Raw genomic sequence first — 24,861 nt, forward strand, 5'->3', positions numbered from 1 at the left:
TCCGATTTAAGGAATTATGCAGTCGGGTTATCTCGACAGGACTCTGACCCCTGTAGGGTGATCCATTGCTACGTCGCGTCAGCGCGATCTTCCAGCGTAGTGCCAGGAGGTCTTTCCGACCCGGTCAGGGTCGGCGTGATCAGTTTGATCGTCAACACAATCTGTCGCTCAATCGCAATTTGATCATCCGTACCTGTCAATCGCCAATAACTCCAATTGGCATTGACGAGGGTGTAAAGACTAATGCCGAGATCAAAAAGCTGTTCCTGCGGCCATGTTGAGCCAAGACGACGCAACAGCCGTGCATAGTTCGACGCAATCAGCCTTGCATGCTGTTGGGCAATGGGAAACAGGGTCTCATAATAATAAGCGGCATCAACAATGGTGCGGTCCAGCCCGATGGAGAGTTGATAAACCCATGTCTCGCGGATCAGCGTTGCCAATTGCGCCTGCCAGCCATCAGCCTGGACTTTCTCCGATCCAGCTTCCAGAAAAGTCCGCACCTGGGCCAGCTTTTCCTCGTAAATTTCGGCAATAATGGCTTCCTTGTTGGGGAAATAGTCATAAATCGAGCCGACCTTGATACCAGAATACGCGGCAACGGCATTGGTGGTCACGGCACGCACACCTTGTTCACGCATCACGGCGTGGGTCGATTCCATGATCGCCGTCTTCATTTTTTGCGATCTTGCCTGAACCGGTCTCCGTTTGGTGCCGGAATTCGTTACCATACCCATGCCGCTGCCCCCATCATCAATCGCCTGCCATCAATAGATCGGATAAATATCCGTCTTGCGCAAAGGAAAAAACCGGATAATCATTCGGATTACATGAACGGCCTCTCTCTGTCGTGAATGGAAAGACATTCAGGAGAAATACATGCGGCGATAGTACAACTTACGCTGAACCTCGCTTTCATACATGGTGCAAAAATATCCCGCAACCCAATCGTTCAAATACATGAAGGATTCGCGCTGAACGCAATATAACATGATTGAAAACTAGCGTGTAAATGGCAAATGCATAAAATTCGCTTTTGCCTTTCCTTCGCCGAAAATCAAAAAAGGGGAATAAAATTGAGAAAAATTCTTTTACTGACAACTTGTCTTGCCTTTTCATTCACTGGTCTTTCCTATGCTGAAAACGGCACGAAGAATGGCGAAAAACTGGCACAAAGCCAGACTTATACATATCGTGAACTGGATTCTTTCAAAACGCTGGACCCGCAGCTGAATGCAGACACCAGTGGCTCCGCAGTTATTAGAAACCTGTTCGAAACGTTGATGAATGAGGATACGCAGGGCAATCTGGTGCCCGGCGCGGCAGCAAGCTATGACGTCTCCAGCGATAAAATGCTCTATACATTTCATCTGCGTCCCGAAGCGAAATGGTCCGATGGTACGCCCGTGACCGCAGGTGATTTTGTTTACGCCTGGCAACGGCTTGCAGATCCAAAGACTGCTTCTGAATATGCATCCTACCTCGAAATGATGCAGGTGGAAAACACAACCGAAATCATTGCCGGCAAGAAACCGCCGCAAGATCTGGGCGTAAAAGCCTTGGATGACCATACATTTCAGGTCAAACTCATCGCACCGATTCCTTATTTCGTGAAGATGACCGTGAATGCTTCGACGGCTCCGGTCAAGAAATCGGTCATCGACAAGCTCGGTGATGATTGGACCAAGCCCGGCAATCTGGTGGGCAACGGTGCCTATGTGCTGGCTGAGCATGTTCCCGGCGAAAAACTGGTGATGAAGCGCAATCCGAACTATTGGAACAATGCCAACACCATTCTGGACACGGTCACGGCTCTGATTATCAATGATGGAAATCAGGCTATGACCCGCTATCTTGCTGGCGAACTTGATGAAGTCGGTATTCCGACTGGTCAGTATCCGCGCATGAAAAAGGAATATCCGGATCAAGCCAAATCCACACCAAATTCCTGCACCTATACTTATCTTTTCAACGTCTCCGACAAGGGTCCGGCAGCACTGAAGGATGTCCGCGTGCGGCAAGCTCTGTCCTACGCCATCAACCGCGATGTGATTGTTGATAACATTTTGCAGGGGGACCAGAAACCGGCTTACAATTGGGTTCACTGGGCAACCGCGGGCTTCAAGATGCCGGAAATTCCGGCAGCACACATGACGCAAAAGGAACGTGACGACAAAGCCGTCGCACTTCTGAAAGAAGCAGGCTACAGTCCGGAACATCCGCTCAATCTGACCCTGAGCTACAACACCGATGAAGGCCACAAGAAGATTGCCATTGCCGTTTCACAGTTCTGGAAAAAGGTTGGTGTCAACCTCACCCTGACCAATATGGAATGGAAGGTTCTGACCGATAAAATGAATCATCAGGACTTTGAAGTTGGCCGCTATGCCTGGTGCGGTGACTATAACGAAGCGTCCACCTATCTGGATATGTTCACATCGAACTCCGGCAACAACTATGGCAAATATTCCAACCCAGCCTATGACAAGCTAATGCAAGAGAGCAAAACCGCCGCCGATCCACAGCCTCTCTATACCAAGGCAGAGGAAATTCTGGCGCAAGATGCTCCACACACGCCAATCTATCAATATACCAACGTGATGATGCTGAAACCGGATGTTCGGGGCTTTCCTGAAAAAAGCGTAATGGGCAACTGGTACGCCAAGGACATGTACCGCGTAGCCAAATAATGCTCGTTTTTTGTCGTCGCATCGGGTGTTTCCGAAAACCGGTATCCACTTTTCGGTCCGATGCTATAGCGGGCAGCACAACCCGTGCTGCCCCTCTTACCGGGGCGATCCAGAATGTTTGTTTACGTGTTAAGGCGTCTGGCTGTTGCCATACCGACGCTGCTGATTTTGATTATTGCGTCCTTCCTGCTGATGAAGGCGGCACCCGGCGGGCCATTCACAACAGAGAAGGCGCTAGCGCCGGAAATTCTGGCCAATCTCAACGCCAAGTATGGTCTTGATGCGCCGCTGTGGCGGCAGCTTGTCACTTATGTCTGGGGTGTTATTGCCCATTTCGATTTCGGGCCGTCCTTTATTTATAAGGATCGCACGGTCAATGAGATCATCGCGCAAGGCTTTCCCGTTACCCTAACCTATGGCTGCATCTCCTTTGTGGTGGCTGTATTGATTGGCGGCGCGCTGGGCATCTGTGCGGCGGTCTGGCACAATAGCTGGCTGGATTATCTGGCCGTGGGCGTGGCCATTGGTACCCATGTGCTGCCAAGCTTTGTGCTGGCCCCCATTCTGGTGCTGGTCTTCACCCTTTGGCTTGGCTGGTTGCCGGGCGGCGGTTGGGAGGGTGGGCAATGGCCCTATCTGATCATGCCAGTGATTTCACTCTCCGTGTTGTTCATTGCCTCCATCTCACGGCTCACTCGCTCGTCCATGCTGGAAGTGCTGACTGCCAATCATATCCGGACCGCACGCGCCAAGGGCTTGCCAGCGCGGGTGGTGATTTTTCGCCACGCGCTTATTCCGGCTCTGTTGCCAGTGATTTCCTATCTCGGGCCTGCCTTTGTCAGCATGATCACCGGATCGGTGGTGGTGGACATGTATTTTTCCACCGGCGGCATTGGCAAGTTTTTCGTCGATGCGGCGCTGAACCGTGACTATGCCGTGATGATGGGCATTACCATTCTCATCGGTGGCCTGACAATTCTGTTCAACCTTGTGGTCGATCTTCTCTATGCGTGGATTGATCCGAAAATCCGGTACTGATGCGATGATGGTTGATAGAGCGCAGCTGGAAAAGCTTGCGACACGATTGAGTGACGAAACAGTCAAAGGCCGCTCGCCCTGGGCCGATGCAAGACGACGCTTCATGCGCAACAAGGCCGCAATTGCGGGCCTGATCGGTCTCTGTCTTGTCGCCCTTTTCGCCGTTTTCGGCTCCTTCCTCGCCCATTGGTCGAATGATGAGCTGGATTTTTCGGTGATGGGACAGGTGGTGGATCTGGGTCGGCCATCGTTTGAAAACGGCCACTATTTTGGCACCGACGATCTTGGCCGCGATCTGTTTGCCCGCACGGTGCAGGCCACGCAGGTGTCCATGTCAGTGGCGCTAATCGGCAGCCTGATTGCCGTGGTGGTTGGCACGCTGTATGGTGCGATTTCCGGCTACGCGGGCGGCATTGTCGATAGCATCATGATGCGCACTGTCGATATTCTGATGGCCATCCCCTACATGTTTGTGCTGATCCTGCTGCTGGTGATGTTTGGCCGCTCCACCACCATTTTGTTCGTGGGCATCGGGCTGATGTCGTGGCTGGATATGAGCCGCATTGTGCGCGGCCAAACCTTGAGCATCAAATCAAAGGAATATATCGAGGCCGCACAGGCCACGGGCGTATCGTCCATCAAGATCATTCTGCGGCACATTCTGCCCAATCTGATGGGTGTGGTCACGGTCTATGCCACCTTGCTGGTTCCGATCATGATCATGACAGAGAGCTTTATCAGCTTCCTTGGCCTTGGCATTCAAGAGCCGCTGACCAGTTGGGGTGCGATGATTTCCGAAGGGGCTGGCAGCATGACCCATGGCACTTTGTGGCAACTGGCGGCACCGCTGTTTTTCTTCGTCATCACGCTGTTTTCCTTCTATTTCGTTGGAGACGGTTTGCGCGACGCGCTGGACCCGAAGGATCGCTGATATGACTTTGCTGAAGATTACCGATCTTTCTGTGGGTTTTGATACGCCAGACGGCCAAGTTCAGGCCGTACAAGGCCTGAACCTCACGCTCAACCGGGGTGAAACGCTTGGCATTGTTGGCGAGAGCGGCTCTGGCAAAAGTCAGGCCTCCTTTGCCATCATGGGCCTTTTGGCGCGCAATGGCCGGGCCTCCGGCTCTGTGCTGTTTGACGGTCAGGAAATTCTCAATGCGCCACCCGCCAAACTCAACCCCATTCGCGGTGCGCGCATTGCCATGGTGTTTCAAGACCCGATGACATCGCTCAACCCCTATATGCGCATCTCGGATCAGATGGTTGAGGTGCTGATCTATCAAAAGGGCATGTCGAAACGCGATGCCATGGTGGAATGCACCCGCATGCTGGATGCGGTGAAAATTCCCGATGCCAAATCCCGCATCCGGCTGTATCCGCATGAATTCTCCGGTGGTATGCGCCAGCGGGTAATGATTGCCATGGCACTGCTCTGTCGCCCCGATCTGTTGATTGCCGATGAGCCGACCACCGCCCTTGATGTGACGGTACAAGCCCAGATCATGCGGCTATTGCGGGATTTACAGGCCGAATTTGGCATGGCGATGATTTTGGTCACCCACGATCTCGGCGTGGTGGCAGGCTCGTGCGAGCGGGTTTTGGTGCTTTACGGTGGCCGGGTGATGGAAACAGGACCGGCAGAGGCGCTGTTTGCATCGCCATCGCACCCCTATACCCAAGGCTTGTTGCGGGCCATTCCCCGGGTGGATCGCGAGGATGAGCGGCTGCGCACCATTCCCGGTGTGCCGCCCAATATGATGAACATGCCGAGCGGCTGTCCGTTTGCACCCCGCTGCGATTATGTGATTGCCGATTGCAACGTTGCGCCGCGTCCGCTTAAAAATTTCGCGCCAGATCGCGCCCGCGCGTGCACACGTCCTGTGGAGGAACTGGTATGAGCACCACCCCCCTTCTCAAGGCCGAGAACCTGCATGTGACCTTTGAGCGCAAAACTGGCGGGTTGCCATGGCAAAAGCCACGTACCCTGCATGCCGTCAATGGCGTGAATTTTGAGCTGCGGGCTGGCGAAACGCTGGGCATTGTGGGCGAATCCGGCAGCGGAAAATCCACCCTTGCCCGCGCCATCATCCGCATGCTGGATGCGAAGGGCAGTGTGATATGGCAGGGCAATACCGATCTCTTGCGCCTGTCGCCGCGAGACATGTTGAAACATCGCGCCGATATCCAGATGATCTTTCAAGATCCTCTCGCCAGCCTCAATCCGCGCATGACAGTGGGCCAGATCATTGCTGAAACGCTGATCACCCATCACCACGGCCTGTCCTCCAAGGAGATCAAGGCACGGGTGCAAGCGGCCATGGATCAGGTGGGCCTGCTGCCCAGCCTGATCAATCGTTATCCGCACGAGTTTTCCGGCGGCCAGTGTCAGCGCATCGGCATTGCCCGCGCCTTGATTGTCGAGCCAAAGCTGATCATCTGCGATGAGCCGGTATCAGCGCTGGATGTGTCGATTCAGGCGCAGGTCATCAACCTGTTGATGGATTTGCAGAAAAATCTGGGGCTGGCGCTGATTTTCATTGCCCATGATCTCAGCGTGGTCAAACACATCTCAACGCGGGTGATGGTGATGTATCTGGGCCGCACGGTCGAGATTGCCGATCGCGATACGCTCTATGCCAATCCGCAACACCCCTATACGCAGGCGCTGCTCTCGGCGATTCCCATTCCAGACCCCAAACTGGAGCGCGAAAAAATCGTGATCCCGCTGGAAGGGGAATTGCCAAGCCCGATGTCTCCCCCTTCCGGCTGCGTGTTTCGCACCCGCTGTCCCCGCGCGCAAGCGCGATGTGCTGCGGAGGTACCCGCCTTGCAAGGTGGCGGCCATGCGGTGGCCTGCCATTTTCCGGGAACGGTTTAGGGTCAGGATGCCTTTGTGAAACGGGTGATGCCAGTTAACTGCAAACTGGAAGATTCGCGACAGATTTAAAGTGTTACAGCGCCGTGCGTTTTATAAAACGCACGGCGCTGTAGAGTCTGTCAGGTTCAAATTGAACCAGACAGACTCTATCGTCACGACCAACCTGGCCTTCGGCGAATGGCCGGTCGTGTTCGCCGATGCCAAGATGGCCGCCGCTCTGCTCGAGCAGCCTCACCAACCATAGCGAGATTGAAGGCACCGGAAATCAATCATGGCGCTTTAAGAGCCGCTCTTAGAGCCACAGCCGAAAAGACAAACACCCGCGTCCATAGCCGCTGCGCTATAGATAATCCAAGACACAATCTACGATTGAAATTCTGGATGCAAGAGATTGTGTTCGAGATCCAGCCAAGGTGGTTGTTCCGCATACATCTCCTGAATCAACTGTTTCACAAGATCAATGTAATGCGAATTGTCGCCAATGCGATGATTCATAATCACCGGTGAGGTCACGCCCTTTCCATCCAGCAATCGGTAATGCACGTCCGAGCGCATTTGCCGTGCGGAGGCCGGAATAATGCAAATGCCAGCTTCGGCGGCAACCAAACCCAGAGCCGTCTGGATCTCCCGGACTTCCTGCACTTCGGCCGGGCGCGCATCGTGGCTCTGTAACAGACCCAGCACCTGATCTGCATAACCGGGGCGAGGCTCCTTGGGGTAAACAATAATCCTGCAATCATTCAGGGCGGCAACAGAGAGGGGCGATATATCCCGGGCAAGCGGTGTACCTTTCGGAATGGCCGCCACCAGGCGCTCTTCCCGAAGCAACAGGCCCACGACATTCGGATCACTATGACGGACGCGACCAAAGCCAATGTCGATGCGACCTTCTTTCAGCGCCGGAATCTGTTGGACCGAGACGAGTTCCAGCAATTGAATATCCAGTTCTGGCGCGTGTTCACGCAGTTTTCGCACCAGCGACGGCAGGCCGCCGTAAAGGGTCGAAGCCACAAAGCCGATGGACAGAACGCTGTTCTGGCTCAGCCCGACCCTGCGGGTTGCCGCCTGCATCTGTTCCACCCGCCCCAAAATTTGCAGGGATTGTTCGTAAAATAGCCGACCGGCCTCCGTCAGCCGCACCGGGCGGCTTTTACGGATGATCAGTGGCACGCCGAGCTGTTCTTCCAACAATTGAATCTGGCGGCTTAACGGTGGCTGCGCGATATGCAGAATCTGGGCTGCCCGTGTGAAATTGCGCTCCTGCGCGACCGCGACGAAGTAGCGGAGTTGGCGTAGATCCATCGTGTCGGCCCTCCTTGTTTTCAAAAATACCTATCATGGAAGATAGGTTGCGGTGCGGCAAGTGCCTATACGCAGACAATTTTTCCCCTACTATACGAAATAGGTATGATAGGCGATAGTAATGATATTGGACGTCTTTTGTGGCTGCGCTTACCGTCACGCCATGAACACGACCTTTACACCCCTTGCCTCGAAAACAGTCGCTTTGCCCGTTGTTGAGCGGGTTGAGACCTTGCTTGTCGATCTTCCGACCATCCGGCCGCACAAGCTGTCGGTGGCGACCATGAACGGCCAGACCCTGATGCTGGTCAAAATCTATTGCAGTGACGGCATTGTGGGCATCGGCGAAGGCACCACAATTGGCGGGCTGGCCTATGGCGGCGAAAGCCCCGAAAGCATGAAGCTTGCGGTCGATACTTACTTCAAGCCTCTCATGCTGGGACAGGATGCCACCACTGTCAGGGCATTGATGATGCGCATCGGCAAAATGGTCAAAGAAAACCGCTTTGCCAAATGTGCCGTCGAAACGGCGTTGCTGGACGCCCATGGCAAGCGGCTGGGTCTGGCTGTGAGCGAATTGCTGGGTGGGCGGCTGCGCAGCCGCTTGCCCGTCGCATGGACGCTGGCCTCCGGCGATACCGCCAAGGATATTGCTGAAGCTGAAACAATGCTCGACCTGCGTCGGCACAAGATTTTCAAACTCAAGATCGGCGCAAAGCCGTTGCGGGATGACATTGCCCATGTTGCGGCCATCAAGCGGGCATTGGGAGATCGCGGCGCGGTGCGTGTGGACGTCAACATGGCGTGGAGCGAAACCGACGCTGCCTATGGCATGGCCGCCCTTGCCGATGCGGGCTGTGAATTGGTGGAGCAGCCGGTCTCCTCCTCGGCGGCGTTGGCGCGATTGGTGCGTCGCTTTCCCATTGCCTTGATGGCAGATGAATCACTGCATGGTCCTGAAAGCGCGTTTGAGCTTGCCAAGCTCAGCGGGGCCGACGTGTTTGCGGTCAAAATTGAACAAAGCGGCGGTCTTTTCAATGCGCAGCGCGTGGCGGCGATTGCCGATGCAGCCGGAATTGGCCTTTACGGCGGCACCATGCTGGAGGGGGCTTTTGGCACCATTGCATCCGCCCATGTGTTTTCGACCTTCAATCAGTTGCAATGGGGTACCGAGCTGTTTGGACCGCTGCTGTTGACCGAGGAAATTCTCACAACACCGCTGGATTACAGTGATTTTGAACTCACGGTTCCCCAAGGCTCCGGCCTTGGCATTGAACTGGACGACGATCGGGTGGCCTTTTTTACACGCGACGGCGTGCGCAAAACCATCAGCGTCATCGGATAAGGATTGTCACATGCTGTTTCATGTACGAATGGACGTCAACCTGCCCCACGACCTGCCGCAGGCCGAAGCATCCGACATTCTGGCACGCGAAAAGGCCTATTCGCAGCAACTGCAAAACAGCGGCAAGTGGCGCCACATCTGGCGGCTTGCTGGCCAATACGCCAATTACAGCATTTTTGACGTGAGCGACAATGCGGAACTGCACGAGATTCTGTCTGGCCTGCCACTGTTTAAATTTATGGACATCGAGGTAACGCCGCTGCTGCGGCATCCCTCTTCCATCCGCGATAACGATAGCTGATGGCAGCAACACAGCGCCGAGGAGAGTGGCGCTCGATTTCTAAAAGTCCTAGAGGAGGATAAAAATATGAACGTAGAGATCTTTAATCGGCCCGACATTCAGGCTTTTCTCAAGACCCTGAGCGGCCTTGACAAAGACGGCGGCAGCCCCCGCATGAAACAGATCACTCACCGGATCATGTCCGACTTGTTCAAAGCCATTGATGAATTGAACATCACACCAGATGAATATTGGACAGGGATTGCGTGGCTGAACGAGCTTGGTGCCGCCGGTCAGGCTGGCCTGATCTCGCCCGGTTTGGGCCTTGACCATTTCATTGACGAGCGTCTCGACGCCATTGATGCCGCCCTGGGCATTGAAAATCCAACGCCGCGCACCATCGAAGGTCCGCTCTACGTGGCTGGTGCGCCGGTTTGCAACGGCTTTGCACGGCTGGATGATGGCACTGACGAAAACGGTCACCTGCTGATCATGCATGGAACCGTTCATGGTGCCGATGGCAAGCCGGTTCCCGGCGCGACTGTTGAAGTCTGGCACTGTGACACCCGTGGTTTCTACTCGCATTTTGACCCAACCGGCAAACAGGCTGATTTCAACATGCGCCGCACCATCATTGCCGATGGCAAGGGCTGTTATAAGCTCCAGAGCATCCTGCCGAGTGGATATGGTGTGCCTCCAGGCAGTCCAACCGAAAAGCTGTTGTCGGCACTTGGCCGTCATGGTCAGCGCCCGGCCCATATCCACTTGTTTGTCAGTGCCGACGGCCATCGCAAGCTGACAACCCAGATCAACATTGAAGGTGATCCGCTGGTCAACGACGATTTTGCCTATGCAACGCGTGATGGTCTGATCCCGCCGGTGATCGAGCGCACCGATGAAGCCAGCATCAAGGCCAATGGCCTGTCTGGACCCTTTGCCGAAATCAGGTTCGATATTCATCTGACGTCTTTGGTGGACGGCGTCGATAACCAGATCAACGAACAGCGCAAGCGCGCGGCGGCCTGATCGGCAAGGCTGGCGGTCCAACGGGCCGCCAGCGCACAGGCAGAAGCCACAGAAAAACACCAAACAAAAATAATTGTCATCACCGACTTGTATGCAAAGGCGGCGCCTTATCGCGCTCTATTTGGGAGATAAATCATGTCTGCGATTATCGACAAAGCGAGAGATCTCGACCATCTGCTGGCCACTGCGGTGCAGGACGACAAGGACGCCGGGATCTTCCGCTGCCGCCGCGACATCTTCACCAATGAAGACCTGTTCGAGTTGGAGATGAAGCACATCTTCGAAAGCAATTGGGTCTATCTGGCCCATGAGAGCCAGATTCCAAACAATAACGACTATTACACGGCCTATATCGGCCGCCAGCCGATTGTCATCACCCGCGACAAGACCGGCGAATTGCATGCCGTGATCAACGCCTGCGCCCACCGGGGTGCGATGCTCTGTCGTCGCAAACATGGCAATAAGGGCAGCTTTACCTGTCCATTCCATGGCTGGACCTTTTCCAATACGGGCAAGCTTTTGAAGGTCAAGGACGAGAAAACCACCCAATATCCGGCGCAGTTCGGCAAGGATGGTTCGCACGATCTCAAGCGTGTGCCGCGTTTTCAAAGCTATCGCGGCTTTCTGTTTGGCAGCCTTGAAGAGGATGTGGCATCGCTGGAAGACTATCTGGGCGAAACCAAGGTGATCATCGACCAGATCGTTGACCAGGCCCCGGAAGGGCTGGAAGTGCTGCGCGGCAATTCCTCTTACATCTACGATGGCAATTGGAAATTGCAGATGGAAAACGGCTGCGATGGCTATCATGTCAGCTCGGTGCACTGGAACTATGCCGCCACTATGGGACGGCGCAAGGAAGAAGGCACAAAGGCCGTGGACGCCAACAGCTGGAGCCGCTCGATTGCGGGCGTTTACGGCTTTGAGAACGGTCATATCCTGCTGTGGACCAAAACCATGAACCCGGAGGTTCGCCCGGTTTATAACCACCGCGAGGAAATCAAAGCGCGGGTTGGCGAAGACAAAGCCGATTTCATCATCAACCAGACACGCAATCTCTGTCTCTACCCCAATGTTTTCCTGATGGACCAGTTCAGCACACAGATTCGTGTCACACGGCCAATCACCGTTGATAAGACCGAGATCAGCATTTTCTGCTTTGCTCCAAAGGGCGAAAGTGCAGAGGACAGAGCTTTGCGCATCCGCCAGTATGAGGATTTCTTCAATGTGTCCGGCATGGGCACGGCTGACGATCTCGAAGAGTTCCGCGCCTGTCAGCAAGGGTATGCTGGCACCGCCGCCCTGTGGAATGACCTGTCACGCGGCGCACCACTGTGGATTGATGGACCGGATGACAATGCCAAGCGCATGGGCATGAACCCTCTTCTTTCCGGTGAGCGCAGCGAGGATGAAGGCCTGTTCGTGCGCCAGCATGAATATTGGGCGAGCGTGATGCGCAATGCACTGTCCACTGAAAAGAACGGAGTGGTGACATGAGCATCTCTTATGACGCTATCTGCGCCTTTCTTTACCGGGAAGCGCGGCTGCTTGATGATCGTGAATGGGCTGAATGGCTGACCTGCTACGCCGTGGATGCATCTTACTGGATGCCGGCTTGGGACGATGACGATCAGCTCACGGAAGATCCGCAATCGGAAATCTCGCTGATCTTCTATCCCAACCGTGACGGGCTGGAAGACCGGGTATTTCGCATCCAGACCGAGCGTTCCAGCGCCTCCACGCCAGAGCCGCGCACCAGTCACAACGTCACCAATGTGGAAGTCCTGGCGGATCGGGGCAGTGAAATTGACGTGCGGTATAATTTCCTCACGTTGAACCATCGCTACAAAGTCACCGACCAGTTCTTTGGCACCACTTTTGTCACGCTGCGACAGAGCGGCGATGGGCTGCTGATCGCCAGCAAGAAGGTCGTGCTGAAGAACGATTATATCCGGCAAGTGATCGACATTTACCACATTTGATGGAGTGTCCAGCCACCACGGGCGGGATGAGGAGGATTCTATGAACGACTATAAAATTGCACTGAACTTTGAGGACGGCGTCACGCGTTTCATAGAGTGCAAGAGTGGCGAGAAGGTTCTCGATGCCGCCTATCGCAGCAAGATCAACCTGCCGATGGACTGTTCTGACGGCGTGTGCGGCACCTGCAAATGCCGCGCCGAAAGCGGCACTTACGACCTCGGCGATGATTTCATTGACGATGCGCTGACAGCCGATGAGGCCGAGCGCGGTCTGGTGCTAACCTGCCAGATGAAGCCAACTTCGGATTGCGTGATTGCGGTGCCGAGCACCTCGGCATCGTGCAAAACCGGGCAGCAGACATTTTCCGCAACAGTCGCAGGCGTTACACCTCACCATGATGCGGCCATTGTGCTGGAGCTGGACGTGGACACGGCCCCTGCCTTCCTGCCGGGTCAATATGTCAATATTGCCGTGCCGGGATCGTCTCAAAGCCGGTCCTATTCTTTCAGCTCCCTGCCTGGCGACAAGCGGATCAGCTTTCTGATCAAGAAAATCCCCGGCGGGCTGATGAGCAATTGGCTGGAGCGGGCGCAAGCTGGCACCCAGTTGGAGATGACAGGACCGCTCGGCAGCTTTTACCTGCGCGACGTGCAAAGACCGCTGCTGTTTCTGGCTGGCGGCACCGGACTTGCCCCCTTTCTCTCCATGCTGGATGTGCTCGCAAAAGAGAATTCAAAGCAGGCAATCCACCTGATTTATGGTGTTACGCGCGCGCTTGATCTGGTGCTGGTGGATGCGCTTGAGGCTTATGCATCCCGATTGGCCCACTTTACCTATGCAACCGTGGTGGCGGAAGAAACAGCCAATCATCCGCGCAAAGGCTGGGTCACCCAGCATATGCCGCCGGAGATTTTGAATGGGGGTGATGTTGATGTTTATCTGTGTGGTCCGCCGCCGATGGTGGATGCCGTGCGCAGCTATTTCGATGAGAAGGGCGTGAAGCCCAACAGCTTCTATTATGAGAAGTTCACCCCTAATGCCGCGGCAAAGGTGGCGGCATGAGCACCGCAACTTTTCCCGGTCGTTTCAATGGCAAAGTTCTTGTGGTGACAGGTGCCGCTCAGGGCATTGGCCGCGCCGTCGCCATCCGGGCGGCGCAAGAGGGCGGGCGCGTCGTGTTTGTCGATCGCGCAGATTTCATCGCAGATGTTGCAGCTGAAATTCAGGATGCGGAGACGGCAGCGATCCAGGTTGATCTTGAGACCTATGAGGGTGCAGCTGCTGCTATGGATTTTGCAGCCGAAAAATTTGGCGGCATTGATATTCTGATCAACAATGTTGGCGGTGCCATCCGTATGCGGCCCTATCATGAATTCGAGCCGCAACAGATTGACGCCGAAATCCGCCGCTCCTTGATGCCAACACTCTACGGCTGCCATGCGGTTTTGCCGCATCTCTTTGCGCGTGGCGGGGGCACCATTGTCAACGTGTCGTCCAATGCCACACGTGGCATTCACCGTGTGCCGTATTCAGCGGCCAAGGGCGGCGTCAATGCCATCAGCCAATCGCTGGCTATGGAAGTGGCCGGACACAATGTTCGTGTCGTGGCCACAGCACCCGGCGGCACAGAAGCGCCACCCCGCATTGTTCCGCGCAACAGCGCCGGTGATACGGAGGCGGAAAAGGGCTGGATGGCGGATGTTGTCGGGCAGGTCAAACAATCCAGCTTCATGAAACGGTACGGCACAATTGAAGAGCAGGCCGCGCCCATTCTGTTTTTAGCCTCGGACGAGGCAAGCTACATCACCGGCACCGTGCTGCCTGTCGCCGGGGGCGATTTGGGCTGAAGCAAGGGCCTTGCGCCAAAACCACTTTGGGAGGAGTGACGATGCGCCAGATCGACGTGAATGAAACAATAGACAACAGCCCCTTTGGCGGCTTTCAATGGACAGTGGTTGTGCTTTGCGCAATGCTGCTGATTGTTGACGGCTATGATGTGTTCGTGGCCGGGACGGTGCTGCCGACATTGATTGCGGAATGGGGTCTGAGCAAGCCGCAAGCGGGTGCGTTGCAGGCCTGGGCACTGTTTGGCATGATGTTCGGTGCCCTTGTTTTCGGCCCATTGGCCGACCGGATTGGCCGTAAAAAGGGCATCGCGATCAGCTTTTTGCTGTTCACCATTTCCACGCTTCTCACCGGATTTGCCACATCGCCCGACCAGTTCAAGGTTTTTCGCTTCATTGCAGGCCTCGGCTGCGGGGGTCTTATGCCCAATACCGTTGCGCTGATGAATGAATATGCCCCCAAACGTCTGCGCAGCACCATGGTGGCGCTCATGTTTTCCGGCTATTCTGTTGGCGGCATGGTGGCGGCTGGCCTCGGCATTGGCTTGATCCCGCACTATGGTTGGCAGCCGATGTTCTTCGTCGCTGCCGCGCCTTTGCTGCTCCTACCGCTCATTCTATGGCAATTGCCGGAATCAATCGGGTTTCTGGTTCGGCAGGGTCAGCAGGAAAAAGCAAAGCGCATTTATGCCAAGCTTTATCCGCAAGCCCGCCTTGGAGAGGGCGATGCGCTGGTCCTTGCCGAAACCAAAGGAGCCCCGGCCTCGGTTGCTGAGCTGTTTCGCCATCAGCGCGCCCTGAGCACGCTCATGCTTTGGCTGGCCTTTTTCTGCTGCCTGCTGCTGGTCTACTTGCTGTCATCGTGGCTTCCAAAAGTGTTGCAGGAAGCTGGCTATGCCGAAAAAGCCAGCCTTCTCAGCCTGTTTTCGCTAAATTTTGGCGGCATGGCTGGCGCAATCATCGGCGGCTGGCTGGGGGATCGCTTCGGGCTGCCAAAGGTTGTTGTTGGCTTCTTTGTAGCAGCAGCGGTGTCCATTGCGCTGATTGGCTATAATCCGCCCTCGACACTGCTGTTTCTCATGGTGTTTGTGGCCGGAGCCGCGACGATTGGCACACAGATCCTGCTCTACGCCAGCGTGGCGCAACTCTATCATCTCTCCATCCGCTCGACGGGCCTGGGCTGGGCATCGGGCGTGGGCCGAATTGGTGCGATTGTTGGACCAACGCTGGGCGGCGTGCTTCTGGCACAACAACTGCCCTTGCAGCAAAACTTTCTGATTTTTGCCATCCCCGCAGCAGTTGCCGCTCTGGCCATGGTGGTCTTTGCCGCCAGCAACGCCCGCAAAGCCAAAACGTTGACACTGGCAACCGCCTGACCATTTGCCCGGTGTCCTATTCGGGGCGGCGTTATCAATCAAAGGAAAACTGATTATGGCCGTTTTCGAGCGACCGGGCTTTCATCTGCACTATCGCATTGATGGGACGCCGGGGCATAAGCCCTGGCTTACCTTCTGCAACTCATTGGGAACCGATCTCCACGCCTGGGATCGTCAGATCGAGGACCTGTCCCGGTATTATTGCATTTTACGCTATGACCGTCGCGGACATGGATTGTCTTCAGCAGCACCACCGCCACCCTATGCCCTGAGCGATCTTGGCGCTGATGTGATTGCCTTGCTCGGCACGCTTGGCATCGAGCGTACCCATCAATGCAGCGGTCCTCGCGTTTCTCGCCTCGGGCAATCCTGATCAATTCCCCTCACCTGCCCGCGTGCAAGCCATTTATCGATCCATAAGGAGCAAACACCAATGACCACATCAACGCCCTTCATCAAACCCGAACATCTGAACGGCGTCGCGTTTGATGGCGGCTGGAAAAGCCTCGGCAGGGTGCAGGAGACGGTCGCGCCTACGAGCGGCAAGACGCTGGGGAAAATTGCGATGGCAACGGCGCAAGACATCGCGGCCGCTGCCGCGATGGCCCGGAAGGCTCAGCCAGCCTGGGCGGCAACAGCCTATGAGCGACGGGCAGAGATATTGCGCAACGCAGCGCGCATTGCAGAAAACAATCGCGATGAGATCGTTGATTGGATCGTGCGTGAATCTGGCTCAACCGTTCCAAAAGCAGCCTTTGAAGTTGCCCTGACAATAAAAGCACTGTTTGAAGCCTCGGCCATGCCCTCTCAAGCGGCGGGGCAAGTGCTGCCAACGCAGCCCGGACGCCTCAATCTTGCGCGCCGCCGGGCAATTGGTGTTATCGGGGTCATTTCGCCTTTCAATTTCCCGCTTTACCTTGCCATGCGCGCGATTGCGCCTGCCATTGCCGTCGGCAATGGCGTTGTGCTCAAGCCAGATCCACGCACGGCCATTTGTGGCGGTCATGTCGTCGCGCGACTTTTTGAAGAGGCAGGTCTGCCCGCGGGCATATTGTCGGTCCTGCCCGGCGATGGTGAAGCGGGGGCAGCGCTGTGTGATGCTCCAGACATAGGCATGATCCAGTTTACTGGCTCCACTGCGGCGGGCCGCAGAGTGGGTGAAGCCGCTGGCCGCAATCTCAAGAAAGTCTCACTTGAGTTGGGCGGAAAGAATTCTTTCATTGTACTGGACGACGCCGATCTTGATCTTGCTGTCAAAAATGCTGTCTGGAGCACCTATCTGCATCATGGCCAGATCTGCATGTCGGCAGGCCGTATTTTGGTGCAGGCCGGGATTGCGCAGGAGTTCACCCGCAGGCTGGCAGAACATGCAGGGACTTTGACGTCAGGTGATCCAGCCAGCGGCCAGGTGGCGCTTGGCCCCCTCATCAATCAGGCGCAGCTGGATCATGCAGCCCGAGCTGTCGAGGCCGCCGTGGCCGGGGGAGCCAAAATCGTTACCGGTGGCGGCCATGACGGGTTGTTTTTCCAGCCGACGGTGCTCTCAGGCGTTAATCCCGACAATCCTGCCTTCCACGAGGAAATTTTTGGCCCGGTCGCCGTGGTAACTGTTTTTGAAAAAGACGAGGACGCCATCGCTCTCGCCAATGATACCGATTACGGCCTGTCGGGTGCCATTGTGTCCCGCTCCATCGGCCGTGCATTGGCCATTGGCGAGCGGCTCAATGTCGGCTTGCTCCACATTAATGATGCAACGGTGAATGACGAAGTGATCAATCCCTTCGGCGGTGTTGGTGCATCCGGCAATGGAACCAGCATTGGCGGTCCGGCAAATTGGGAGGAATTCACGCAGTGGCAGTGGGTGACAATCAAGGCCGATGCACCCGCCTACCCGCTCTGAAAGTTCATGGATTATCTGTTTGTTGCCCCGGATTTTCACATAGAAAATGATGTCGTTTGGAAATGCTTGAGGAGGAGGAAATCTTATGAATCAGAGAATTCAATGCACCGAAATCACCGCCGCTGTGACGCGCGCCAAAGGTGCTGCATTTACCATTGAAAAAGGTGATATTCGCGATCCAAAAGGCAGTGAAGTGCTGGTGCGCGTTGTTGCAACCGGGCTTTGCCATACCGATCTCATCGTGCGCGATCAATATTATCCCGTGCCGCTGCCTGCCGTGCTTGGCCATGAAGGGTCTGGAATCGTCGAGAAAGTCGGGCCGAACGTTAAAAATATCCAGCCCGGTGACCATGTGGTGCTGACCTATGGTGCCTGTGGTCATTGCGACAGTTGTGCCGAAGGCCAGGGTGCTTATTGCACCCATTTTTACGGTCGCAATTTTGGCGGTTCGGATGGTAATGGCGAGACGGCCATTCGCGATGCTGATGGAAAACCATTGCACGATCACTTTTTCGCACAGTCTTCTTTCGCAACCTATGCCCTTGCAGAGGAAAACAATACGGTCAAAGTGTCGAAAGATGCCCAGCTTGATATTCTCGGCCCTCTTGGTTGCGGCATCCAGACGGGTGCCGGTGCGGTGATGAACGCGCTGAAGGTGACAGCGGGATCAAGCTTTGTCAGCTTTGGTGCCGGTGCGGTGGGCCTCAGCGCCATTATGGCGGCGCGCATTGTCGGTGCCACCACCATTATCGCGGTTGACGTTGTGCCTTCACGGCTTGAGCTGGCCAAGACGCTTGGCGCGACCCATGTGGTCAACAGCCGTGAACAGGATATTGTCGAAGCCATCACCGAAATAACCGGCTCAGGTGTGAATTTCGCGCTGGAATCCACAGGCCGTCCCGAGGTTCTGGCCCAAGGCATCGAGACACTTGGCTTGCTGGGTATGATTGGTGTGGTCGGCGCGCCGAAGCTTGGCACCAAGGCTGAGTTTGATGTCAACAACCTGCTGCTCAAGGGTCGCAGCATTCGGGGCATTGTGGAAGGTGACAGTGTGCCACAGATCTTTATTCCGCAACTGGTAGAGCTACACCGTCAAGGACGCTTCCCCTTTGATAAATTGGTCAAGTTCTACCCTCTTGCCGACATCAATCAGGCGGTCAAGGATAGTGAAAGCGGTGTGACACTGAAGGCAATCTTGCGCATGCCGGGTTCCGGATATTCTTTCACAGCGCTGTGGACATTGATGTAAAAGTGGGACGTGTTGCATCGATCCCATATACATTTTTCACATTCAGCGTCTGTGGGAAGCTTCACTTACTGCTCATTATGTCCGATTTTGTGGTGACTGCGCAGCCCGTTCTGGCAGGCAGCGCGTCATCATCTCTCATCAAACCGCGTGGCTCTGGGCTGAGAAATTCGTCAGACACTTTGCCAATGATCTCCAGAAGCGAGCTGCTGGCAAGCTTGGAGATATCTGGCATCTTGATGAGGTTGCCATCACCAGCGGAGGAAAGACACAGATTTAAAGTGTTACAGCATCCCCAGTGCGTTTTATAAAACGCACGGCGCTGTGCTAAAATGCATGATTGGCGTGTCGGTGCGCCAATTCAACGTCAAAATGCGGTGGTGCGTCATGGGCGATTTCGACAAACCGCCCTTTGACGCGAAACACCTCTTCAATCAAGCCGCTTTCGGCCAGCGCGCGCGGCGCGCCGTCAAACATCAGTTCGCCTTTGCTCAGCAATGAGATCTGGTCGCAGATCGACATGGCCTGATTGAGATCGTGGATTGCCATAACAATGCTCACGCCCCGCTCTCGGCTCAGTTGATGAACGAGATTCAAGATCTCGATTTGATAGCCAATATCGAGAAATGAAGTGGGCTCGTCCAACAGCAGAATTTGGGCTTCCTGCGCAATTGCAGCTGATATCCATGCTCTCTGGCGCTCGCCGCCGGACAGTTCTTTGAGGCTTCTGTCCGCGAGATCGCTCAGGCCTGTGCTGTCCAACGCCCAATGGATGGCATCCTCATCCCGTTGGCTATAGCTTCTGAGCAGGCCAACATGGGCAAAGCGCCCTTGCCGAACCAATTGTGCGACTGTCATTTCGTCAGGCGCGGTTGGTTGCTGGGGCAAAAACGCCAGTTTTTTGGCCAATTGCCGCCTTGGCATTGTATTCACAGGTGTGCCATCAATGGCCGCACTGCCCTCCTGTGGCACAATCAGTCCGGCCAATGCCTGAAGCGCTGTGCTTTTGCCAGAGCCATTCGGGCCGATCAGCGCCCGGATCTCCCCTGGCTTGATGGAGAGGGTCAGACGGTTGAGTGCTTTGCGCCGGGCATAATGGACGGACAGCCCCGAACAGGACAGCAACATGGGTTCCTCACGGTGTTTTTCGGATCAGAATAATCAGCACGGGAACCCCGAAAATGGCAGTGATAACGCCAATCGGAATTTCCTCTGCCTGTCCAAGAAGCCTGCCGATCAGGTCTCCCAGTGTAACAACAATAGCACCACAGGCGATGGTCATGGGCATGACCAATGCTGCCCTTTTGCCTGCGAATTTACGGGCAAGATGCGGCACCACCAGACCAACAAAAACAATTGGGCCAACCGTTGCGACAGCGCTTGACGCCAGCAAACAGGACAGGAGCAAGGCCAAAGAGAATTGAAGGCGGTAGGACAGGCCAAAGGAGCGTGCGACAGGCGCATCAAACCGCAGCAAATCAAGAGAACGTCGCAAAAACGGCAGCGCGAGCAGCCCAACCACCGTGTAGGGAAAGAGGAATTTCACGTGCTCCCAGCTGCGCGCATAGAGGCTGCCTGACAACCAGTCGAGCAGAACTTCAAGCCTGTTGGAGCCCCAACCGGCAATAAGGCCGATGGCCAGCGCCTGCAACACGGCACCAACGGCAATGCCGCACAGCGTGATCCGCAACGGGCCGAGATCGTAGCGAAAGGCCAAAAGATAGATCAAGCCGCCGGCGAGCATCCCTCCCAGCGTACCGACAGTGGGTAACCACCCCAAAGGCAGCTCAGGCAACACTGTTGTGCCCGTGTAGCGGATGTACACGGACAAGAACAAAAATAAACTGACCGCCAGCGTGGCACCCTGGGAAACGCCCATAATGGAGGGATCCGCAAGAGGATTGCGGGTGATGTTTTGCAACAACAGCCCCGCCAGCGCCAAATGAATACCGGCCAGCATTCCGATGAGAATGCGCGGAAAACGGATATCCCAGATAATCGACCGCGCCTCGTGAGAGCCACCGCCCGTGAAAACCGCAAGGACATCGGCGGGCGGTATATCGACCACGCCAAGCAAAACAGCCACAATCGGTGTCAGCACCATCAGGACAAAGGCAACCACCCAGATCCAAATGGGGACTTCGGTATTTCGAGCAGGAACAGCCGTGTCCATCCTAGCCTCCGACCGCGATTTGGCGGCGTTGCACCAGATAGATGAAGAGCGGCCCGCCAAGCAGCGCGGTGATGATGCTCACCGGAAGTTCGCGCGGCGGCGCAATACTGCGTGCAATCACATCACCGGATACGACCATAAAGCCACCAATAACGGCGGTTAAAATAATGTTCCAGACTGGCCCCTTGGCTTTGAGCAGTCGAGCGATATGGGGCGACGCCACACCAACAAAGGCCACAGGCCCAGCCACAGGCACGACGCCCGCCACCGGGATAACCGCTATAAGCAGCAGCAGAGGTTTCCAAAACCGTAAATGCAAACCCATGCCTGCGGCCGCCTGTTCGCTCAAAGCCAGCATGGCAAGAACGCGATGGCAGGCCAACGCACCGACCACACCAATGCCAACCCAGGGAAGCATGAAGACAAGCTGCGGCCATGACCGCCCCTGAAAACCGCCAGAGAGCCAAAACAATAGCGATGGCACCTGCGGCCCGCTCGACAGGATAACCCATGTGGTGATGGCGCTGAGAAAAATGGAAATACTGATGCCACCCAGAGCCAGATGCAACGAACGCCCCACGCCGCCACGCGCAATCCAGAACGTCACAAGCGCTGCCGATATTCCGCCGAGCATTCCAATCAACGGATAATAGACCGAGGAAAGCCAGGGCAAGAAAACGAAACACACCACGATTGGCGCGATGGCCCCAGACGTGACACCCGTTAACCCCGGTCCAGCCAATGGATTGCGTGTTAGCGTTTGCAGCAGATAGCCCGCCACACCCAGTCCAACCCCTGCTGCAAAAGCCGCAAGACTGCGCGGCAGGCGCAACGTCCAGACAAGAATGGAGTCAAGCTTGCCATCAGGTGCGAAGAGCACATGCAAAAGCGCCTCAGGCCGAATTGGCAATGTGCCCAGCATCAAGCCAGCAACAATCACCAGTGCGCTGGCGACCAGAAACAGGGTCGTCAGCGCCAACAGGTGCAGGTTGCCGTGTGAACTTGCTGCCTTCACGACAGATGTTACTTCTGTACGCTGGCAGGGATCAGCTTTGACGCTTCCGCCTTCACATCAACAACAGGGAATGTATCGGGATAAAGGAAGTGAGCGGCCTCACGCAGCACCAGCTGTCGAGCAATCGGACCATTGGTTTCGACCCACTCATCACCAACGTAATAGACTCGATTGTTTTTGACGGCGGACAGCATTTTCCAGATTGGATTGTTTTCCTGTGGGCGATCTGGCCCACTGTCATACACGAAGATGACCTGAGGGTCTTTTTCCAGCATGGTTTCGAGGCTGACCTCCATGCCAAACTTGCCGTCTTTCTGGGTTGGCCCGACGATGTTATCGCCGCCCAGCGCTGCGACAATCGAAGCCGCTGTATTTTCTGTGTGGAATGAAAATGGCGTATCACCGCCCCACATAATCTGAAAACGTGGATGAACCCCCTTGGGGGCCTTCGCGGCATAATCTGTCATGTCACGCTTAAAATCTGCGTTGAGCTTTTCACCGTCCTGCGGCTTGCCCAGGAGTTTTGAAAGATCGGCAACCTCTTGATAACTTTGGCTTAAAAGCTCCATATTATAGGCGATATAGGGAGCGATCTTTTCATATTGCGCAGCATTGCCAACCGTATAGCGGCGCATGGCAACGATAACGTCAGGCTTTGTCTCAGACAAAATCTCAAGGTTTGGCTTTGCCCGCTGCCCGATTTGAACCATGCCTTTCGTCAGACCCAGCAAATAATCCGGGTTCCGATCAGGCATCATATAGGTCGTTGCGACAGGTTTGATACCAAGCGCAAGCGCCACATCCACACCAACATAGGAAACGGCAGCGACGCGCTGTGGATTGACCTTAACGTCAACAGACACGCCGCGATCATCCTTGATTGTAATCTTAGCGGCCTCATCGGCCATGGCAGAGCTGGATGCCAATGCCACAAGCAAACCCATCACTGGGCTAAGGCGCAAGCCTTTGACTTTCATAATAGACTCTCCAAATTCAAGCGAATTGATAAAAAAGATGGTGTGATCGTCTCGATTGCGGCTTGCGCCGTATTCAAGACGGCACCCAGTACCGAAGCATAAAAAAAGACCCAGGTTTTCGACGAGGTGTTGTTGGGAAAATCCCTAACAATGAATCATGAACATTACAATCATGTTTTACCTGCGATCGCCCAATTGATTTGCGCGACCTTGCGTTTCCTCAAAGCCATGAGAGTTTGCCAGGGAAAAGTGGGCACCAATTTCCAAGACATACAAACGAAAACAATGACTTATAACATCATTCCGATTCCGGTTTTCTGTACGATGTTCTAGAGACTGTCTGGGTTCGATCTGAACCTGACAGGCTCTAACCGGCAGCAACCGTCGCTTTCGGCACAACAAGGCCGCTCCTTGTGTGTGCCAACCGCAAATCAGTGATAAAACGCCACCACAGCTGGATACTTGTCGTGGCAAAGCCAAGGCACAGCCCAAACCATATCCCGAGACTGCCCCAACCAAGCCAAAATCCGCTGACGAACATGGCGGGAATACCGATCAGCCAATAGCCAATCAACGTGCTGATCAGGCCCGATTTCGTGTTGCCCAATCCGCGCAACAGGCCGATGCAAATGTTCTGAGAACCCTTGAAGAACTGATGGGCGATCGCAAACCAAAGTAATGTTGCTGCGAGCGAAGCCAGGGCAGGATCTATGGGCTCGGCAAGAAAAGGATGCAGCACAGATTGCGGTGCCAGAACATAAACCAAAGCAATGACGCTCATGGTCCCAAAACTGATCGTAAACGTTCGTCGCGCAATCGCACCAACCTCATCCAAACGGCCTTTACCAGCGGTTCTGCTCACAAGAATGGACGATCCCTGTGAGAGGCCAATGTTCAACTGATAGACAATATAGGCAAGCTGATTGACGATGTTGGATGCCGCCAGCGCAACCGGGCCAAACGTTCCCATCAGAACGGTGGCAAACGAGGTAATGGCAGCTTCCGATCCATAGGTCAGCGAGATCGGAGTACCCATTTTTACAATCTTTTTAACGGTGGCGGTTTGAGCGTGCCAGCCGTCCAGCACAAGCAGATCATTGAGCTTTTCATCGCGTTTGACCGTCCTGAAGTAAACGAAGAACGTCCAAAATTGCACGATTGTGGTGGACAGACCTATGCCTGCCAATCCTAAATTCGGCATTCCAAACCAGCCGAAAATAAACAGGGCATTGAGCGCGGCATTGATGATGATGGATGCGATTGTGACAACCAGAAGAGACCCTGCCCTGCGCATTCCGACAGCAAATTGCCGCAGAACATTCAGCCACAACATCGGAACCAAACCCGGTGCCAAGGCTATCATAATGGGTTGAGCAAGAGCAACGACGGCAGGGCTTTGCCCCAAATAGCTCAGGGAGCAAGCAATCAAAACCAAAAGCGCGCCAGCACCAAGAGCAACAAGGGTAGCCAGCAGCATCGCCGCCCTCAGAATATCGCGCACATCGTTACGCGCGATATCATCTATCAATGATGTGCCAGTGCGCTTTTCGCTTTGGCCCACCGAAGCTGCAATCATGTTGCCAACACCTGTGACCATACCAACGCACATGGTGCGGAACTGATTGTAAAGCAATATCGCAAGCCCGCCTGCGGCAACAGCCTGCACGCCCAAAAAGGCCATCATAAACAGATCAGTGCTGGTCAGGGCGACCTGTGCAAATTGAATGCCGACAATGGGGGCAGCGAGGGATAAAATAGCGCGGTATTGGCGAAATTCAAAAGCCATGA

At 55.1% G+C, this 24,861-nt stretch carries 22 protein-coding genes and 2 pseudogenes; 17 read left to right on the plus strand and 7 right to left on the minus strand.

The window, feature by feature from the left end; genetic code table 11:
* Positions 1-68: 68 nt before the first annotated feature.
* Entirely contained in the window at positions 69-662 is a 594-nt protein-coding gene (locus V6582_RS00845) for a TetR/AcrR family transcriptional regulator (protein ID WP_234889685.1), read from the minus strand.
* A 414-nt stretch (positions 663-1,076) separates the two neighbouring features.
* Here V6582_RS00845 and V6582_RS00850 point away from each other — a divergent pair, with 414 nt between their 5' ends.
* From V6582_RS00850 to V6582_RS00875, 6 genes and pseudogenes are all read left to right on the plus strand, one after another.
* On the plus strand, positions 1,077-2,690 hold the full coding sequence (locus tag V6582_RS00850; RefSeq protein ID WP_197434389.1) for a peptide ABC transporter substrate-binding protein: 1,614 nt from the start codon (positions 1,077-1,079) through the stop codon (positions 2,688-2,690).
* A 114-nt stretch (positions 2,691-2,804) separates the two neighbouring features.
* Positions 2,805-3,728, plus strand: coding sequence for an oligopeptide ABC transporter permease OppB (oppB, locus tag V6582_RS00855; RefSeq protein WP_156632013.1), 924 nt, complete (start codon positions 2,805-2,807; stop codon positions 3,726-3,728).
* Between the two features lie 4 nt (positions 3,729-3,732).
* Positions 3,733-4,659 carry an ABC transporter permease subunit gene (locus tag V6582_RS00860; RefSeq protein WP_197434390.1) on the plus strand — a complete coding sequence of 309 codons (927 nt, stop codon included), beginning with the start codon at positions 3,733-3,735 and terminating at the stop codon, positions 4,657-4,659.
* Position 4,660: 1 nt separating this feature from the next.
* Positions 4,661-5,629 carry an oligopeptide/dipeptide ABC transporter ATP-binding protein gene (locus V6582_RS00865; protein WP_156632014.1) on the plus strand — a complete coding sequence of 323 codons (969 nt, stop codon included), beginning with the start codon at positions 4,661-4,663 and terminating at the stop codon, positions 5,627-5,629.
* Positions 5,626-6,609 (plus strand): ABC transporter ATP-binding protein, encoded by a 984-nt coding sequence (locus V6582_RS00870; protein ID WP_156632015.1) that lies wholly within the window; start codon positions 5,626-5,628, stop codon positions 6,607-6,609. Before V6582_RS00865 ends, V6582_RS00870 begins: the two co-directional genes overlap by 4 nt.
* Before the next feature lie 127 nt (positions 6,610-6,736).
* Positions 6,737-6,905: pseudogene (locus V6582_RS00875) on the plus strand (ATP-binding protein); the annotation flags it as partial.
* A gap of 67 nt (positions 6,906-6,972) precedes the next feature.
* Here the strand turns inward: V6582_RS00875 and V6582_RS00880 are convergent.
* The gene (locus V6582_RS00880) at positions 6,973-7,911 is read right to left on the minus strand and encodes a LysR substrate-binding domain-containing protein (RefSeq protein WP_156632016.1); all 939 of its coding nucleotides are present in this window, start codon (positions 7,909-7,911) and stop codon (positions 6,973-6,975) included.
* Positions 7,912-8,074: 163 nt separating this feature from the next.
* Between V6582_RS00880 and V6582_RS00885 the strand changes: the two genes are divergently transcribed.
* From V6582_RS00885 to V6582_RS00935, 11 genes and pseudogenes are all read left to right on the plus strand, one after another.
* Entirely contained in the window at positions 8,075-9,256 is a 1,182-nt protein-coding gene (locus tag V6582_RS00885) for a muconate/chloromuconate family cycloisomerase (RefSeq protein WP_156632135.1), read from the plus strand.
* Positions 9,257-9,266: 10 nt separating this feature from the next.
* Positions 9,267-9,557 carry a muconolactone Delta-isomerase gene (gene catC, locus V6582_RS00890; RefSeq protein ID WP_156632017.1) on the plus strand — a complete coding sequence of 97 codons (291 nt, stop codon included), beginning with the start codon at positions 9,267-9,269 and terminating at the stop codon, positions 9,555-9,557.
* Positions 9,558-9,623: 66 nt separating this feature from the next.
* Positions 9,624-10,562: a catechol 1,2-dioxygenase gene (catA, locus tag V6582_RS00895; protein WP_156632018.1), complete on the plus strand. Its 939-nt coding sequence runs from the start codon at positions 9,624-9,626 to the stop codon at positions 10,560-10,562.
* Positions 10,563-10,697: 135 nt separating this feature from the next.
* On the plus strand, positions 10,698-12,056 hold the full coding sequence (locus V6582_RS00900) for a Rieske 2Fe-2S domain-containing protein (RefSeq protein WP_156632019.1): 1,359 nt from the start codon (positions 10,698-10,700) through the stop codon (positions 12,054-12,056).
* Entirely contained in the window at positions 12,053-12,541 is a 489-nt protein-coding gene (gene benB, locus V6582_RS00905) for a benzoate 1,2-dioxygenase small subunit (protein ID WP_156632020.1), read from the plus strand. Before V6582_RS00900 ends, benB begins: the two co-directional genes overlap by 4 nt.
* Positions 12,542-12,581: 40 nt before the next feature.
* The gene (gene benC, locus V6582_RS00910; protein ID WP_156632021.1) at positions 12,582-13,604 is read left to right on the plus strand and encodes a benzoate 1,2-dioxygenase electron transfer component BenC; all 1,023 of its coding nucleotides are present in this window, start codon (positions 12,582-12,584) and stop codon (positions 13,602-13,604) included.
* A complete protein-coding gene (gene benD, locus V6582_RS00915) occupies positions 13,601-14,389 on the plus strand; it encodes a benzoate diol dehydrogenase BenD (RefSeq protein ID WP_156632022.1) in 789 nt (262 codons plus the stop codon). The genes benC and benD overlap by 4 nt, the downstream gene beginning before the upstream one ends.
* Positions 14,390-14,430: 41 nt before the next feature.
* A complete protein-coding gene (locus V6582_RS00920; RefSeq protein ID WP_156632023.1) occupies positions 14,431-15,762 on the plus strand; it encodes an MFS transporter in 1,332 nt (443 codons plus the stop codon).
* Between the two features lie 55 nt (positions 15,763-15,817).
* A pseudogene (locus V6582_RS00925) lies at positions 15,818-16,099 on the plus strand (alpha/beta fold hydrolase); the annotation flags it as partial.
* A 96-nt stretch (positions 16,100-16,195) separates the two neighbouring features.
* Positions 16,196-17,662, plus strand: coding sequence for a benzaldehyde dehydrogenase (locus V6582_RS00930; RefSeq protein WP_156632024.1), 1,467 nt, complete (start codon positions 16,196-16,198; stop codon positions 17,660-17,662).
* An 85-nt stretch (positions 17,663-17,747) separates the two neighbouring features.
* Positions 17,748-18,911, plus strand: a complete 1,164-nt coding sequence (locus V6582_RS00935) for an NAD(P)-dependent alcohol dehydrogenase (protein WP_156632025.1) — start codon at positions 17,748-17,750, stop codon at positions 18,909-18,911.
* A gap of 324 nt (positions 18,912-19,235) precedes the next feature.
* Here V6582_RS00935 and V6582_RS00945 read toward each other — a convergent pair whose 3' ends face one another.
* The 5 genes from V6582_RS00945 to V6582_RS00965 all read right to left on the minus strand — a co-directional run bounded on the left by V6582_RS00945 (position 19,236) and on the right by V6582_RS00965 (position 24,859).
* Positions 19,236-20,036: an ABC transporter ATP-binding protein gene (locus V6582_RS00945; RefSeq protein ID WP_156632026.1), complete on the minus strand. Its 801-nt coding sequence runs from the start codon at positions 20,034-20,036 to the stop codon at positions 19,236-19,238.
* A gap of 7 nt (positions 20,037-20,043) precedes the next feature.
* Positions 20,044-21,081: a FecCD family ABC transporter permease gene (locus V6582_RS00950; RefSeq protein WP_156632027.1), complete on the minus strand. Its 1,038-nt coding sequence runs from the start codon at positions 21,079-21,081 to the stop codon at positions 20,044-20,046.
* 1 nt (position 21,082) lies between these two features.
* Entirely contained in the window at positions 21,083-22,096 is a 1,014-nt protein-coding gene (locus V6582_RS00955) for a FecCD family ABC transporter permease (protein ID WP_337739269.1), read from the minus strand.
* A gap of 8 nt (positions 22,097-22,104) precedes the next feature.
* Positions 22,105-23,004 (minus strand): ABC transporter substrate-binding protein, encoded by a 900-nt coding sequence (locus V6582_RS00960; protein WP_337739270.1) that lies wholly within the window; start codon positions 23,002-23,004, stop codon positions 22,105-22,107.
* Between the two features lie 436 nt (positions 23,005-23,440).
* Entirely contained in the window at positions 23,441-24,859 is a 1,419-nt protein-coding gene (locus V6582_RS00965) for an MATE family efflux transporter (protein ID WP_349508865.1), read from the minus strand.
* Between the last annotated feature and the right edge of the window lie 2 nt (positions 24,860-24,861).

The organism is Agrobacterium vitis, from assembly GCF_037039395.1.
Classification (GTDB): domain Bacteria; phylum Pseudomonadota; class Alphaproteobacteria; order Rhizobiales; family Rhizobiaceae; genus Allorhizobium; species Allorhizobium vitis_E.

Excerpts from the sequence above, each read along its gene's own strand:
- V6582_RS00865 (WP_156632014.1), top strand. The coding sequence starts at position 4,661 with ATGACTTTGCTGAAGATTACCGATCTTTCTGTGGGTTTTGATACGCCA.
- V6582_RS00930 (WP_156632024.1), top strand. The coding sequence starts at position 16,196 with ATGACCACATCAACGCCCTTCATCAAACCCGAACATCTGAACGGCGTC.
- V6582_RS00950 (WP_156632027.1), bottom strand. The coding sequence starts at position 21,081 with ATGGACACGGCTGTTCCTGCTCGAAATACCGAAGTCCCCATTTGGATC.
- V6582_RS00900 (WP_156632019.1), top strand. The coding sequence starts at position 10,698 with ATGTCTGCGATTATCGACAAAGCGAGAGATCTCGACCATCTGCTGGCC.
- V6582_RS00860 (WP_197434390.1), top strand. The coding sequence starts at position 3,733 with ATGATGGTTGATAGAGCGCAGCTGGAAAAGCTTGCGACACGATTGAGT.
- V6582_RS00885 (WP_156632135.1), top strand. The coding sequence starts at position 8,075 with ATGAACACGACCTTTACACCCCTTGCCTCGAAAACAGTCGCTTTGCCC.
- catC (WP_156632017.1), top strand. The coding sequence starts at position 9,267 with ATGCTGTTTCATGTACGAATGGACGTCAACCTGCCCCACGACCTGCCG.
- V6582_RS00945 (WP_156632026.1), bottom strand. The coding sequence starts at position 20,036 with ATGTTGCTGTCCTGTTCGGGGCTGTCCGTCCATTATGCCCGGCGCAAA.
- benC (WP_156632021.1), top strand. The coding sequence starts at position 12,582 with ATGAACGACTATAAAATTGCACTGAACTTTGAGGACGGCGTCACGCGT.
- V6582_RS00920 (WP_156632023.1), top strand. The coding sequence starts at position 14,431 with ATGCGCCAGATCGACGTGAATGAAACAATAGACAACAGCCCCTTTGGC.
- benB (WP_156632020.1), top strand. The coding sequence starts at position 12,053 with ATGAGCATCTCTTATGACGCTATCTGCGCCTTTCTTTACCGGGAAGCG.
- V6582_RS00960 (WP_337739270.1), bottom strand. The coding sequence starts at position 23,004 with ATGGCCGATGAGGCCGCTAAGATTACAATCAAGGATGATCGCGGCGTG.
- V6582_RS00845 (WP_234889685.1), bottom strand. The coding sequence starts at position 662 with ATGGAATCGACCCACGCCGTGATGCGTGAACAAGGTGTGCGTGCCGTG.
- oppB (WP_156632013.1), top strand. The coding sequence starts at position 2,805 with ATGTTTGTTTACGTGTTAAGGCGTCTGGCTGTTGCCATACCGACGCTG.
- benD (WP_156632022.1), top strand. The coding sequence starts at position 13,601 with ATGAGCACCGCAACTTTTCCCGGTCGTTTCAATGGCAAAGTTCTTGTG.
- V6582_RS00965 (WP_349508865.1), bottom strand. The coding sequence starts at position 24,859 with ATGGCTTTTGAATTTCGCCAATACCGCGCTATTTTATCCCTCGCTGCC.
- catA (WP_156632018.1), top strand. The coding sequence starts at position 9,624 with ATGAACGTAGAGATCTTTAATCGGCCCGACATTCAGGCTTTTCTCAAG.
- V6582_RS00870 (WP_156632015.1), top strand. The coding sequence starts at position 5,626 with ATGAGCACCACCCCCCTTCTCAAGGCCGAGAACCTGCATGTGACCTTT.
- V6582_RS00880 (WP_156632016.1), bottom strand. The coding sequence starts at position 7,911 with ATGGATCTACGCCAACTCCGCTACTTCGTCGCGGTCGCGCAGGAGCGC.
- V6582_RS00935 (WP_156632025.1), top strand. The coding sequence starts at position 17,748 with ATGAATCAGAGAATTCAATGCACCGAAATCACCGCCGCTGTGACGCGC.